Source organism: Saccharomonospora amisosensis (assembly GCF_011761185.1).
GTDB classification, from domain to species: Bacteria; Actinomycetota; Actinomycetes; order Mycobacteriales; family Pseudonocardiaceae; genus Saccharomonospora_A; species Saccharomonospora_A amisosensis.
Genome location: NZ_JAAOYM010000001.1, coordinates 1157161 through 1170289 on the forward strand (window position 1 = coordinate 1157161; position 13129 = coordinate 1170289).

Genomic DNA, 13129 nt, shown 5'->3' on the forward strand with positions numbered 1-13129 from the left:
CGCGTATTCTCACCCTGCGCGGCATGGCGACGCATCCCGGCCTGCTCATCGCGGAGACGAGCCAGGGCTTCACCCCGACCGAGCGATTCGAGGTCGATGGTTGGCTGGGGCAGGTCTTCGAGGACCGCCTCGGATGAGGAGGAACGAATGACCGTACCCGCGCTGCGTCTGGCCGCCGCGACGTCGAACGTCGTGCGGAAGGTGCTGCACGGAGGTGTCGCCGACCTGCGACCCGCGCCGAGGCTGCTCATCGACACCGGACCCAACCGCCGCGTCTACCGTTTCACGGGGGCGGCGCGGGGCAGCCAGGACGGCGAGCCCGTGTTGCTCGTCCCTCCGCTCGCGGCACCCACGCTGTGTTTCGACCTGCGGCGGGGGTGCAGCCTGGTCGAGCACCTCGTCGACGGCGGCAGGCGCACCTACCTGGTGGACTACGGCACCGTGGCCTTCGCCGACCGGGGGCTCGGGGTCGAACACTGGGTCGGGCAGGTGCTGCCTAACGCCATTCGCAAGGTCAGCGCCGACGCGGGCGGCCGGGAGGTTCACCTGGTCGCGTGGTGCCTGGGCGGGATCTTCTCCCTGCTCGCCGCGGCCGAGCAGGCCGACCTGCCGATCGCCTCCATCACAACGATCGCCGCGCCGTTCGACTTCACCGCCATTCCGCTGATCGCGCCGCTGCGGCCACTCGTGGAACTGACCGGGGGCCACCTGCTCACACCGTTCTACCGGCTGCTCGGCGGCGCACCGCCCTACCTTGTCAGCCAGGCCTTCCGGCTGACCAGGCTGGACAAGGAACTCACAAGGCCGATCGCGATGCTGCGGAACCTGCACGACCGGGATTTCCTCGCGCAACTGGAGGCGGTCGACCACTTCATGGCCAACATGGCCGCCTACCCCGGACGGACGTTCGGGCAGCTCTACCACAGGTTCTTCCGGGCCAACGATCTCGCCGAGGGCAGCATCGAGATCGACGGCAGGTTGGTATCGCTGTCCGAGGTGCGGGTGCCGACGCTGGTCGTGGCGGGCGAGAGCGACGCGATCGCGCCCAAGCGCGCCGTGCGGCGGCTGGTCGATCTGCTCACCGGCGCCCCCGAGGTGCGCTTCGAGTCGGCGCCGGGCGGGCATCTCGGGGTGCTGACCGGCCGGGCGGCGCGCACGACAACCTGGCGCTATCTCGACGAGTTCCTCGACTCCCGGCGGAGCCCGGCATGAGGCTCCAGAGTGGAGCCGTGGGGCTTGCCGGGAAGGGACCTATGACCCTTAGCCCGGGCCACCGTCCTTTCGGACGCTGGACGGATGATGACCTACAGCATCAGCAGCGAGACCTTGCCAGAGCAGCCGACGCTGGTGGCGGAGGCGACGCTCTTCGTGGACGAGATCGGGCCCTGGCTCGGCCAGGTCTACCAGCGCATCGCCGAGGCCATCGCCAGCCGTGACTCCTACCCGGTCGGGCCGCCGTTCGCCCGCTTCCGGATGCTCGACGACGACCGGTTCGCCGTCGAGGCGGGCTTCCCGGTTCCCGCGCCGGTCGAGGGTCTCGGCGACGACGTGCGCTCCTCGGCACTGCCGGGCGGCACGGCCGCCGTCACCGTCCACGTCGGGGGATACGACGAGATGGAACCCGCCTACGAGGCACTGGCGTCGTGGGTGGCCGACCACGGCGGCGAGTTGGCGGGGGAGGCTTGGGAGAACTACCTGACCAACCCGGAGGAGGAGCCGGATCCGGCCGCGTGGCGCACCGAGGTCGTGCAGCCGTACCAGCTGGGCTAGGACTTCACCCGCGCCGACAACGTGGAGTGGGTGGGCGGCTCGGCGACACCCGGTTGCCGCTTGGCGGCGAACTCGGTGCGCAGCACAGGGAGGATCTCCCCAAGCAGGTCGAGTTGCTCCAGCACCGTCTTCAACGGCAGACCAGCGTGGTCGACGAGGAAGAGTTGGCGCTGGTAGTCGCCGAAGTTATCCCGAAACGTCAGTGTCTTGTCGATGACCTCTTGCGGACTCCCGACCGTTAGTGGCGTTTGCTCGGTGAACTCCTCGAGTGAGGGTCCGCCGCCGTAGACGGGTGCGTGGTCGAAATACGGCCGGAACTCCCGCACCGCATCCTGAGAGTTGCGGCGCATGAACACCTGACCGCCGAGACCGACGACAGCTTGCTCCGGGCTGCCGTGGCCGTGGTGGGCGAAACGCTCCCGGTACAGCCCGACGAGACGCATGAAGTGTTCCTTGGGCCAGAAGATGTGGTTGGCGAAGAATCCGTCGCCGTAGTAGGCGGCCTGTTCGGCGATCTGCGGGCTGCGGATGGAGCCGTGCCACACGAACGGCGGTACGCCGTCCAGCGGACGGGGCGTGGCGGTGAACCCGTGCAGCGACGTGCGGAAGCGACCTTCCCAGTTCACCACGTCCTCGCGCCACAGCCGGTGCAGCAGCGCGTAGTTCTCGATGGCGAGCGGGATGCCCTGGCGGATGTCCTGCCCGAACCAGGGATACACCGGCGCGGTGTTGCCGCGCCCGAGCATCAGGTCCACGCGGCCGTCGGCGAGGTGCTGCAGCATCGCGAAGTCTTCCGCGATCTTGACGGGGTCGTTGGTAGTGATGAGGGTCGTCGCGGTGGACAGGATCAGGCGGTCGGTGCGCGCGGCGATGTAGCCGAGCATGGTGGTCGGTGACGAGGGCACGAACGGCGGGTTGTGGTGCTCGCCGGTCGCGAACACGTCGAGCCCGATCTCCTCGGCCTTGAGCGCGATGGTCACCATCGCCTTGATCCGCTCGTGCTCGGTCGGCCTCCGGCCGGTCGTGGGATCGGGCGTGACATCGCCGACGGTGAAGATCCCGAACTGCATGCTGCCTCGCTAGATAGTTGTCCATTCAACTACCACTGTAGCGCAGCGGTACGCCTGGAGTGTCGGGCTCGGCGCCAGGTGTCGATGTCCCCCTATCGTGTTCGAACGTATGTTCGATATTTCGCTAGAATGTCGGATGTGACCAGGACTTTCGCACTCGATGAGGCGTCCTCGCTCGCCCGCTTGGGAGACGAGGAGGTCGTGGCGGCCCTGCGCCGGCTCGAAATCGAATCCCGCCGGTTGTACGCCGCGCGACTGCGGCTGATCGCCGAAATCGACGCGCGCGGGCTGGCCGGGCCGCTGGGGTACAGCGGAGCGGCGGCGCTCGTGCGTGAGGTGGGCGGACACAACCCGGGCGCGGCACGAAAGTTGGTCGCGCAGGCCCGCGCGCTCAACTCGTCGGTGACGCGCACCGGTGCGGTCGTGGAGGCGGAACTGCCTCGTACGGCCGAAGCGCTGTGGGACGGCTCGATCGGGCCGGAGCATGTGGAGGCGATCCGAGCGGCGGTGGAGATCCTGCCTCGCAAGGTCTCCCCGGATGATCGGCAGTCGGCGGAAGCCATCCTGGTCGAGGCCGCACAGGCAAGCGAACCGAGGATCGTGACCAGACTGGGCAGGGAGATTCGCGCCCGGCTGGATCCCGACGGTGAGCCGCCGGAGGAGGGGTACGGAGCCGGATCGGGCCCGTGGCTCGCGCTGCGCCCGCGCCCCGACGGTGGTCTCACCGGAGTTTTCGGCCTGGACGCCGAATCCGGCGCGCTGCTCACCAACCTGCTGTCGCCACTGACCGCGCCGCGAGTCGAGGGCGGCGCAGTGGATTCGAGGAGCCGGGACGAGCGCTACGGCGACGCGCTGGTGGATGTCCTGCGGTTGGCGGCTCGCAGCCCGCGGGCCCCGGACGAAGCAGGGGAACCGGTAACCGTGCTGGTCACGGCCGATCTCATCGACCTCGAGCGAAGGGCGGGGCCCGGGTTGCTTGACGGGCACCTTTCACTTTCCTCGGCAAGAATTCGCAGGCTCGCCTGCGATGCCAGCGTGGTACCGGCTGTGTTCGGCGGGCGTGGGGAGATCCTGGACGTGGGCAGGGCGAGCCGGACCGTGCCGCGAGCGATCCGTCGCGCGCTCATCCTGCGCGACGCCGGCTGCACGTTTCCCGGCTGCGACCGCAAGGCCAAGTGGTGCCAGGCGCATCACATCGTCCATTGGGCGGACGGCGGACCGACAGCCCTGGACAATCTCGCGCTGGTCTGCGCGTACCACCACCGGCTGCTACATCGGACTGACTGGACCGTCACGATGATCGACGGGCGGCCTTGGTACCGACCACCTGGCTACGTAGACCCCGACCGTGTCCCGCGCCGGAACGTCCTGCATGCCCATAGGGTCGGCTCGGTCGTGACCACCCGTCAGTCCACAGTGGCTTCTTGCCACGAAACCGATGACGGCACGCTGCCGCCGGTCTCCACGAATTCGCGCAGCGCCGCACGCAAGGTTTCCAGCGGTACACCGCTGCCCGCGGGAAAGGCGCTCTCGGACCGATCCGTCAGCGCGGGAGATGCCGGATCGCCAACGCTGTACGCCAGCAGTTCCTCGCCCGCGTACAGCAAATAGCCGTATCCGCCATGTACCTGCACGTCCATGGCCGGATCCTCCTCGCCGTCCCGCACGGTGACGGTGTGCACCTCGTCGCGGTCCAGTACGGTCAGCAACTCGTCGATGTCATCCGGTGTGGACACCGGCAACTCCTGGTACGTCTGGCTGCCGTTCGTGAGCGCGGCGCGGTAGGTCATCGATCGCACCTTTCTTACGCTTGTTTCCTGGCCTGCTGCCAGGCGGCGAAGGCTTCGGCGCTCGTACGCGAGGGGATGTAGCCGAAAACCTCCTTCAACCGCCGATTGTCCAGCACCGGTCGGTGGCGCAGGAACACCGTTTGTTCAGGGCCGTAGGGGGACACGCCCAGCCGCTTACCCACCGCCAGCACGGCGCGCAGCAGCGGTTCCGGGATCACCAGCGTGCGCCTGCCCAGTGCGGCAGCGATGTCGTCGACCGTCATCGCCCCGTCCCCAGCGACATTGAAGATCCCGGTGACGGTACTGGTCACGGCCTGCTGGATGATCGCGACGACTTCGGTATCCCAGATGAACACGAACGGCGAGTCGGACCCGCGAATCTTGAGCAGCCGGGGCTTTTCGAACAGTGCGGTGATCTGGTTGTCCACCCGCTCGCCGAGAATCGTGCCGATGCGCAGCACCACCTGCTCCAGTTCGGGGTTCGACGACCGCGACTCGGCCAGCATCTCCTCCACCAGTCGCTTGTGGTGGCTGTAGGCGAATGCCTCGTTGCCGCGCACGGGATCGTCCTCGGTGAGCCAGCCCCCGTTGGCCGCGCCGTTGTCCGGGTGGTAGCCGTAGGCCGCGCCGGAGGAGGAAACCACGATCCGCCGCACGCCGTGGGCGAGGCACCCGTCCAGCACGTTTCGCGTGCCGGTGACGTCGACGGCGTACTCACGCTCCCGCGACGATTTCCGGCCGGGTGTCACGACGGCCGCCAGGTGCACCACCACCTCCACGTCGCGGTCGGCGAAGGCGGCGCGCACCGAGTCCGGGTCGGTCACGTCGAGCGACACGCGCTCCACGCCGGGCACGGGGGGCTCCGGCTCGGTGATGTCGCCGCTGACAACGCGATGACCAGCCTCGGCCAGGCCGCGCACCACCGACGAGCCGAGGAAGCCGTTGCCCCCGGTTACCAGGACGGTCCTGTGCTCGCTCATGCGGGTTCCACCTCCGGTTTCGCGGCAGGTCGTGCGCGGCGACCCCACCACTGGGCAACGGCCAGACCGGCGATGATGTCCCAGATACCCCACCACGCGGCCACCAGTGCCATGCCACCCAGCCCGCCGAAGAAGCTGAACACCAGCAGCAGGCCGAGCCCGGCGTTGCGGATGCCGACCTCGAAGGTCATGGCACGGGTGCTGGCGTCGGGCAGCCGGGTGATCCTGGCGACCCCGTAGCCGGTGAACAGTGCCAGCGCGTCGTGCAGGAACACCGCCAGCAGCACTACCCCGATGTAGTCGAGGAAGATGCCCCAGTTGTTGGCGACACCCGTGGCGATTACCGCACCCAGCGCCAGGAACGACACCGGGCCGATGATCCGTGCCGCACGCTTGGCGATGCCCGGACGCAGCCGCGCGATCGTCAGCCCGACAGCGAACGGCACGCCGATGACGAGACCGACCTCGGCGAGCATGTCGGCCGCGCTTAGTTCGATCTTGGCGAGCAGCGCCTGCCCAGTCGGGTGTAGCCCGCCCCAGAACGCGACGTTCAGTGGCATCAGGAAGATCGCCAGCACGTTGCCGACCGCCGTCATCGACACCGACAGCGCGACGTCGCCCCGAGCGCGGTGGGTGAGGATGTTGGAGACGTTGCCTGGTGGGCAGCAGGCCACCAGGATCATGCCAAGCGCCACCGAGCCTCGCACGTCCAGCAGGAGGGTCAGCCCGAAGGTGATCGCGGGCAGCAGCAGGAACTGCGCCAGCACCCCCAGCGCGATGGTGCCCGGTCGTCGCGCGGCGGCCACGAAATCGGACGGCCTGGTGTCCAGCGCGATGCCGAACAGGATCGCACCGAGCACGATCTTCAGAGTCGTCAGCGAAGCGGAGTCGAAGGCGATCCTGATGTCATCGACGTCGGTTGGCGCGATCACGGCGCCACGTCCAGTCTCGCGAGTTCGTCGCGCACGGCCCTGCGGTAGGCGTCCTTGTTGACGTAGTAACTCATCCGCTCCAGCCCCAGGTAACGGTAGCCACCTGTCAGGTCCGGGCGCGGCCCCCGCATCCGGGCCTCCAACTCGGCCGCGCGCCCGGGTGCCCGCTCGCGTGCCGCGAGGTAGGCGGCCACGAGTTCGGCCTGCTCGTAGCGTCCCTGCCAGCCGAGCCCGGAGGCTTCCACCATTCCGAGTACGAACAGGCCCGGTGCGGACTCGGGGAAGATGTTCAGGTAGAGGTCGGGTGCGGTGCCGCTGCCGGGCCCGGCCCAGTTGAGCAGTTTCGGTTCCACGAACGGGTAGTGCAGGTGGTACCCGGTCGCCAGCACGATCGTGTCGTAGCTGCCTCGCTCCCCGTCGGTGAAGCGGACCCCGTCGCCGTCGAGCCGTTCGATGTCGCGGCGCACGCGGATGTCGCCATGCCCGATGTGGTGCAGGACCAGCGAGTTCACCACCGGATGCGACTCGTAGATCTTGTAGTCGGGTTTGGGGAAACCGAACCGCACCGGGTCGCCGGTGAACAGCTTCAGCAGGCGTGAGTCGATGGCTTGTTTGAGTCGCGGTGGCAGCGGCCTGCCCTGGTTCAGGGTGTCGGCGGGGCGGCCGAACAGGTACTTCGGCACGAAGTAGTAGCCGCGCCGCACGCTGATGTCCACCGAGTCGGCGTGATGCACGGCGTCCACGGCGATGTCGCATCCGGAGTTGCCCGCACCGACGATCAGCACCCGCTTGCCCTCGAAGATCTTCGCGCGCTTGTAGCGGCAGGTGTGGAACAGTTCGCCGTCGAAGCTGCCCCGAAACGTCGGGATCGCGGGCTCGCTGAGCGTGCCGCAGGCAATGAGCACGCTCGCGTGGCGCTGGGTGCGCGTTCCGTCCGGCCCGGTGCTCGTCACCGCCCAGCTGTCGCCGTCCGGCTCGACGCGGGTGACCTCGGTGTTGAACCGGTAGTCCTCGCGCAGCCCGAACGTGTCCGCGAAGTCGCGGAAGTAGGTCAGCAACTCCCGGTGGCTGGGGTAGTCGGCCACGGTGTCCGCCATCGGGAACTCGGCGAACTCGGTGGTGGTGCGCGAGGAGATCAGGTGCGCCGATTCGTAGACCGTGCTGCGCGGGTTGTCGATGTTCCACAGCCCGCCGACGTCGCCGGAAAGCTCGTAACCGGTGTAGGCGTGCCCGTAGCGTCGCAGGTTGCGGGCTGCCGCGAGACCCGACGGGCCGGCGCCGATGACGGCGACAGGTGTGCTCACGTGGCCTCCGTTGGCTCGGTGGCGGCGGCTTGTCAGCGCTTGGCCAACGAGGATCGTACCTACGGCAGGCCGTGTCCTTCGCGGATGTGAACCCGCTCTACTTCAGCTCCGCGCTGGTCTTGCCGAGCAACCTGCGGGCGACGATCAACTGCTGGATCTGCTGGGTGCCTTCGAAGATGTCCAGGATCTTGGCGTCGCGGCTCCACTTCTCCAGCAGCAGTTCCTCCGTGTAGCCGAGGGTTCCCGCCAGCTCCACGCACTTCAGGGTGATGTCGACGACCGAGCGGCCCGCCTTCGCCTTGGCCATGGAGGCCTGCAACGAGTTGGGCTTGCGGTTGTCCGCCATCCAGGCCGACTCCAGGGTCAGCAGGTACGCGGCCTCGTAGTTGGCCTCCAGTTCCAGGTACGCCGCGGCGGCGGCGTGCTGGGCGTTCGCTGGCCTGTCGTAGTCGATTTTGACGCCCGCTTCCTGCAGCAGCCGCTTGGTTTCCTCCAGCGCCGCCCGCGCCACGCCGATCGCCATGGCGGCCACCAGCGGCCGGGTGTTGTCGAAGGTCTGCATCACCCCGGCGAAGCCCGACTTGGTGTCGATCTCCGGCGAGCCGAGCAGGTTCTCCTTCGGCACTCGGCAGTTGTCGAAGCGCAGCACAGCGGTGTCGGAGGCACGGATGCCGAGCTTGTGCTCCAGCCGGACGACCTCGAAGCCGGGCGTGCCCTTCTCCACCACGAACGACTTGATGGCCGCGCGGCCCTTGCTCTTGTCCAGCGTCGCCCACACCACCACGGCGTCGGCACGCTCGCCGGAGGTGACGAAGATCTTCTCCCCGTTGAGGATGTAGTCGTCGCCGTCCGGGGTGGCCGTCGTGGTGATGGCAGCCGAGTCGGAACCACACCCTGGCTCGGTGATGGCCATGGCCGCCCACAGCCCGGAGAAGCGGTTCAACTGCTCCTCGTTGGCCACCGATGCGATGGCGGCATTGCCGAGTCCCTGGCGCGGCATGGAAAGCAGCAGCGCCACGTCGCCCCAACACATCTCGATCGCGCCGAGGACGGTGCTCAGGTTTCCGCCGTTGCGGTTGCCGTTGTGCTTGTCTTCGTCGTTGCGGCGCACGCCGGCCGCGCCCGCGCCACCCTCGCCGGAGGAGTTGAGCCCGTCCAGCAACGAGGCGAGCATGTCCAGTTCGGTGGGGTAGGAGTGCTCGGCGCGGTCGTACTTGCGCGAGATGGGCCGAAACACCTCGGCCGCGGCCTGCCGTGCCTGGTTGACCAGTGCCCGGGCCTTCTTCGGAACTTCCAGATTGATCATGATTACCCTTCGCCGGTCAGAGCAGGACGACGCCTTCGAGTACGCCGATTGCCCGCAGGTCGCGGTACCAGCGCTCCACGGGGTGTTCCTTGACGAACCCGTGCCCGCCAAGCAACTGCACGCCCGTGCTGCCGATGGCCATGCCCTTGTCGGTGGCGAGCTTGCGCGCCAGCGCCGCCTCCCGGGCGTAGGGCTTGCCCTGCTCGGCTCGTGCCGCGGCTCGCAGCGTCACCAGCCGCAGGCCTTCGAGTTCGATGCCGATGTCGGCGACCTGGAAGGCGACGCCCTGCCGGTGGCTGACCGGCTCGCCGAACGCCTGCCGTTCGTTGACGTAGGGGATGACGTAGTCGAGTACGGCCTTGCCGGTGCCGCAGGCCAGCGCGGCCCATCCCAGCCGGGACAGCCGGACCACCTCGGTGAACGTTTCGGACCTGCCGCCGCCGAGCAGGGCGGTCGCGGGCAGCGAGACCTTGTCCAGCACCAGCCTGCCGGTCGCCGCGCCGCGCAGACCCATGGCGGGCTCGGCCTCCACCGAAACCCCCGAGGTGGCGGCCTCCACGATGAACAGTGCGGGGCCTCGCCCCTCCAGGTCGGCCGAGACGACGAACAACTCCGCCTGCGCGGCGCGCGGCACCAGCGACTTCACGCCGTCGAGCCGGTAGCCGTTCGGGGTGCGCTTGGCCGTTGTCCTCGGGCGGAACGGGTCGAACAGCGCGGCCCGCTCCTGCAGCGCGAGCGCGGCGGCGGGCACGTTCTCACCGACGAACGCGGGCAGGTAGGTCGCCTGCTGGTCGGCGTCGCCCCACTGCACCAGTGCGGTGCTGACCGAGGACGGGGCGAGCACCGCGACGGCCAGCCCGAGATCGCCGTGTGCCAGTGCCTCGGCGACCAGCGCGCCGGTGACCACCGAGCGCTCCGTGCCGACGCCGCCCAATTCCTCGGGGATGCCGAGCAGTGTCACGCCGAGTTCGGCGGCCCTGCCTAGCAGGCCGTCCGGCGGGGTGAGCGACTCGTCGGCCTTGGCCGCGGCTGGCCGCAACTGCTCGGCGGCGAACTCGGTGACCGTTTCCACGATCAGCTGTTGCTCGTCGCTCGGGGTGAGGTCGAACAGGTCGGCTTCGGGCGCGGTGGCGGGCCTTGCCGGTTTGCCGAGCCGCGTGGTCGCCTTGAACGTGCGCCGAGCGGCTCCCGCCGCACGGAACCCGCCGCGGGTCGCCGCGGCGACGACGTTGCGCACGGGCTCGGTCAGCCCGGCGCGCTCCAGCGCTTTGCTTCCGGCCAGCCGGTTCAGCACCGCAAGGCCGAACCCCATGGCGTCGCGCTTGTGGTGGGACGTCTTTTGGGCCACGGCTATCCCTTCACGAGTACCTACTCGTCAGTAGGTTAGCTCGCTTCGCCGGTTCCGCGCCACCGGGGGGCCTTGTGGTCAGGTGATGTCCAGCACAGCCTCCAGCAGCGCCACCAGTTCCGCGGTGAGATTCGGGCGCGTACTGACCCGCCTGGTCCTGGTGAGGTCGTTGGCGATGGTCAGCGCCGCGTGCACCGTGATCTTGGCCTGCCGAGTGTCGAGTTCGGGGTGCACCGCCTCCAGCAGGTGCACCCATCGCGCCACGTAGTCGCGCTGGATGCGCAGCAGCTCGGAGCGGTCGCGCTCCTCGATGTGCACCCGGTCCACCGAGAACGACACCAGCAACTCCGGCGGGCCGGTAAGGGTGCGCACGTAGGAGCGAGTCAACCTGCGCAGGGCCTCGCGCTCGTCGGGCGGGCCGCTGGTGCGAAGTGCGTGTTCCGCGGCCAGCGAGAGCCGGTCGGCCGCCCTGCGCCCTATCGCGCCTAGCAGGCTTGCCTTGCTCGGGAAATGCCGGTACACGCTGGGTCCGGCGATGCCCGCGGCCTTGCCGATGTCCTCCATGCTCACCGACGAGAAGCCGTGCCTGCGGAACAACTCGGCAGCTTCGGTGAGCAGCTGCTCCCTGCGGGACGGCGCGCCGAGCGCGAGCGGTGACTGGCTCGGCTCGGCAGGCTCCTGCGCTCTCGGCAGGCTGGCGTGGAAGACGCGCAGCGCGATGTCGACCAGCAGCTGGGCGAAGCGCTTGCGCGCGATGCTGGTGTGGTGGACCGACACACTGCCGAACACCGAAAGGCCCGCCCAGCAAAGCAGCTCCGCCTCGTCCGGCTCGAGTTCCGGGCGCAGCCGCATCAGCACCTTCGCCCAGGTGACGAGCATCGCGGCGGATCGGGTACGGATGAGGTGCTGGCTGTCGGCATCGAGGTGGCGGCCCTCCCAGCGCCAGAGCGCGGCGACCTCGCGCCGCTCCACCGAACTCGTCGCCAGCCGCTCCAGCAGGGTGCGGACCTGCTGCGGCGTGGGCAGCTCGGCGGTGGCGAGCGCGGCGTCGGTGGCGGTCTCCATCTCCTGGAATCCGGTGAGCAGCACGTGGGCGAGGATGGCCTGCTTGTCGGCGAAGTGTCGGTAGAGCGCGGGCCCGGTGACCCCCGCGGCGGCGGCGATGTCGTTGATGCCGACACCGTGGTAGCCGCGCGCACGGAACAACTCGGAGGCGACGGCGGCAATCTGCTGCCTGCGGTCGCGGGGGCGCTTGGTCTTGCGGGCCTTCTCGTCCATACGTGAGTCAACTCTAGCGTCTGTCGTCAGGGCGACAACCCGTTGACACCCTCACATAAAGCGGGACTATGTTAGTAGCGATTAGCACCACGACAGCCAACGTGCGCCAGGAAGGACCGTGGGTGTGAGTACAGAGGCGTTCATCTACGAGGCAATTCGTACGCCTCGTGGCAAGAACAAGGGCGGTTCCCTGCACGGGACCAAGCCGATCGACCTGGTAGTCGGCCTGATCAACGAGCTGAAGGCGCGGCACCCGAACCTGGACCCCGCGCTGATCGACGACATCATCCTCGGCGTCGTCAGCCCCATCGGCGACCAGGGCGCCGACATCGCACGCGGGGCGGCGGTCGCGGCCGGGCTTCCCGACACCGTCGCGGGTGTGCAACTCAACCGGTTCTGCGCGTCGGGCCTCGAGGCGGTGAACCAGGCCGCGCAGAAGGTGCGCGCGGGCTGGGACCAGCTCATCGTCGGCGGTGGCGTTGAGTCGATGTCACGTGTCCCGATGGGCTCCGACGGCGGCGCGATGTTCACCGACCCGGCGACCAACTACGACTCCTACTTCGTGCCGCAGGGCATCGGTGCCGACCTGATCGCCACCATCGAAGGCTTCTCGAGGGAGGACGTCGACGCGTTCGCGGTGCGCTCCCAGGACAAGGCCGAGGCGGCGTGGTCGGGCGGCTACTTCGCCAAGTCCATCGTGCCGGTCAAGGACATGAACGGCGTGACGATCCTGGACCACGACGAGCACCGCCGTCCTGGCACCACGGTGGAGGCCCTCGGCAAGCTGAAGCCCTCGTTCGAGGGCATCGGCGAGATGGGCGGCTTCGACGCCGTGGCGCTGCAGAAGTACCACTCGGTCGAGAAGATCAACCACGTTCACACCGGCGGTAACTCCTCGGGCATCGTGGACGGTGCCGCACTGGTGCTCGTCGGCAACGAGGAGATCGGCAAGACCATCGGGCTGGCTCCGCGTGCCCGGATCGTCGCCACCGCCGTCACCGGTGCCGACCCGACGATCATGCTCACCGGCCCGACGCCCGCCACGCAGAAGGTGTTGCGGAAGGCTGGTCTGACGATCGACGACATCGACCTGTTCGAGCTGAACGAGGCCTTCGCGTCCGTGGTCCTGAAGTGGATGAAGGACCTGAAGATCCCGGAGGAGAAGGTCAACGTCAACGGCGGTGCCATCGCCATGGGTCACCCGCTGGGCGCCACCGGCGCGATGATCCTCGGCACGATGGTCGATGAGCTGGAGCGGCGCCAGGCCCGGCGTGCGCTCGTGACCCTGTGCATCGGCGGCGGCATGGGCCTCGCCACGATCATCGAGCGCGTGTGAGGGACGTAGAACACG

Annotated in this window: 11 protein-coding genes and 1 pseudogene; 4 read left to right on the top strand and 8 right to left on the bottom strand. The window is 68.7% G+C overall.

Features of this window, described 5'->3' with window-relative positions; all coding sequences use genetic code 11:
- Positions 1-147 precede the first annotated feature (147 nt).
- Positions 148-1212, top strand: a complete 1065-nt coding sequence (locus FHU38_RS05670) for an alpha/beta fold hydrolase (protein ID WP_167167243.1) — start codon at positions 148-150, stop codon at positions 1210-1212.
- A gap of 84 nt (positions 1213-1296) precedes the next feature.
- Positions 1297-1770, top strand: a complete 474-nt coding sequence (locus FHU38_RS05675; RefSeq protein ID WP_167167246.1) for a GyrI-like domain-containing protein — start codon at positions 1297-1299, stop codon at positions 1768-1770.
- Here FHU38_RS05675 and FHU38_RS05680 read toward each other — a convergent pair.
- The gene (locus FHU38_RS05680) at positions 1767-2840 is read right to left on the bottom strand and encodes an LLM class flavin-dependent oxidoreductase (protein ID WP_167167249.1); all 1074 of its coding nucleotides are present in this window, start codon (positions 2838-2840) and stop codon (positions 1767-1769) included. The two genes, FHU38_RS05675 and FHU38_RS05680, sit on opposite strands and share 4 nt — an antisense overlap.
- A 129-nt stretch (positions 2841-2969) precedes the next feature.
- Between FHU38_RS05680 and FHU38_RS05685 the strand changes: the two are divergent.
- Positions 2970-4106, top strand: a pseudogene (locus tag FHU38_RS05685) (DUF222 domain-containing protein); the annotation flags it as partial.
- Between the two features lie 140 nt (positions 4107-4246).
- Here the strand turns inward: FHU38_RS05685 and FHU38_RS27170 are convergent.
- The 7 genes from FHU38_RS27170 to FHU38_RS05715 all read right to left on the bottom strand — a co-directional run bounded on the left by FHU38_RS27170 (position 4247) and on the right by FHU38_RS05715 (position 11778).
- Entirely contained in the window at positions 4247-4630 is a 384-nt protein-coding gene (locus tag FHU38_RS27170; protein WP_243852201.1) for an Imm1 family immunity protein, read from the bottom strand.
- A 14-nt stretch (positions 4631-4644) separates the two neighbouring features.
- The gene (locus FHU38_RS05690; RefSeq protein WP_167167255.1) at positions 4645-5610 is read right to left on the bottom strand and encodes an SDR family oxidoreductase; all 966 of its coding nucleotides are present in this window, start codon (positions 5608-5610) and stop codon (positions 4645-4647) included.
- Positions 5607-6542: a bile acid:sodium symporter family protein gene (locus FHU38_RS05695; RefSeq protein ID WP_167167258.1), complete on the bottom strand. Its 936-nt coding sequence runs from the start codon at positions 6540-6542 to the stop codon at positions 5607-5609. Before FHU38_RS05695 ends, FHU38_RS05690 begins: the two co-directional genes overlap by 4 nt.
- A complete protein-coding gene (locus tag FHU38_RS05700; protein WP_167167261.1) occupies positions 6539-7846 on the bottom strand; it encodes a flavin-containing monooxygenase in 1308 nt (435 codons plus the stop codon). The genes FHU38_RS05695 and FHU38_RS05700 overlap by 4 nt, the downstream gene beginning before the upstream one ends.
- Before the next feature lie 97 nt (positions 7847-7943).
- Complete coding sequence (locus FHU38_RS05705; protein ID WP_167167264.1) at positions 7944-9152, bottom strand: acyl-CoA dehydrogenase family protein; 1209 nt, start codon at positions 9150-9152, stop codon at positions 7944-7946.
- Between the two features lie 16 nt (positions 9153-9168).
- A complete protein-coding gene (locus FHU38_RS05710; RefSeq protein WP_167175592.1) occupies positions 9169-10464 on the bottom strand; it encodes an acyl-CoA dehydrogenase family protein in 1296 nt (431 codons plus the stop codon).
- 114 nt (positions 10465-10578) lie between these two features.
- On the bottom strand, positions 10579-11778 hold the full coding sequence (locus tag FHU38_RS05715; protein ID WP_167167267.1) for a TetR/AcrR family transcriptional regulator: 1200 nt from the start codon (positions 11776-11778) through the stop codon (positions 10579-10581).
- A gap of 124 nt (positions 11779-11902) precedes the next feature.
- Here FHU38_RS05715 and FHU38_RS05720 point away from each other — a divergent pair, with 124 nt between their 5' ends.
- Positions 11903-13114 (top strand): acetyl-CoA C-acetyltransferase, encoded by a 1212-nt coding sequence (locus tag FHU38_RS05720; RefSeq protein WP_167167270.1) that lies wholly within the window; start codon positions 11903-11905, stop codon positions 13112-13114.
- The last annotated feature ends 15 nt before the right edge of the window (positions 13115-13129 follow it).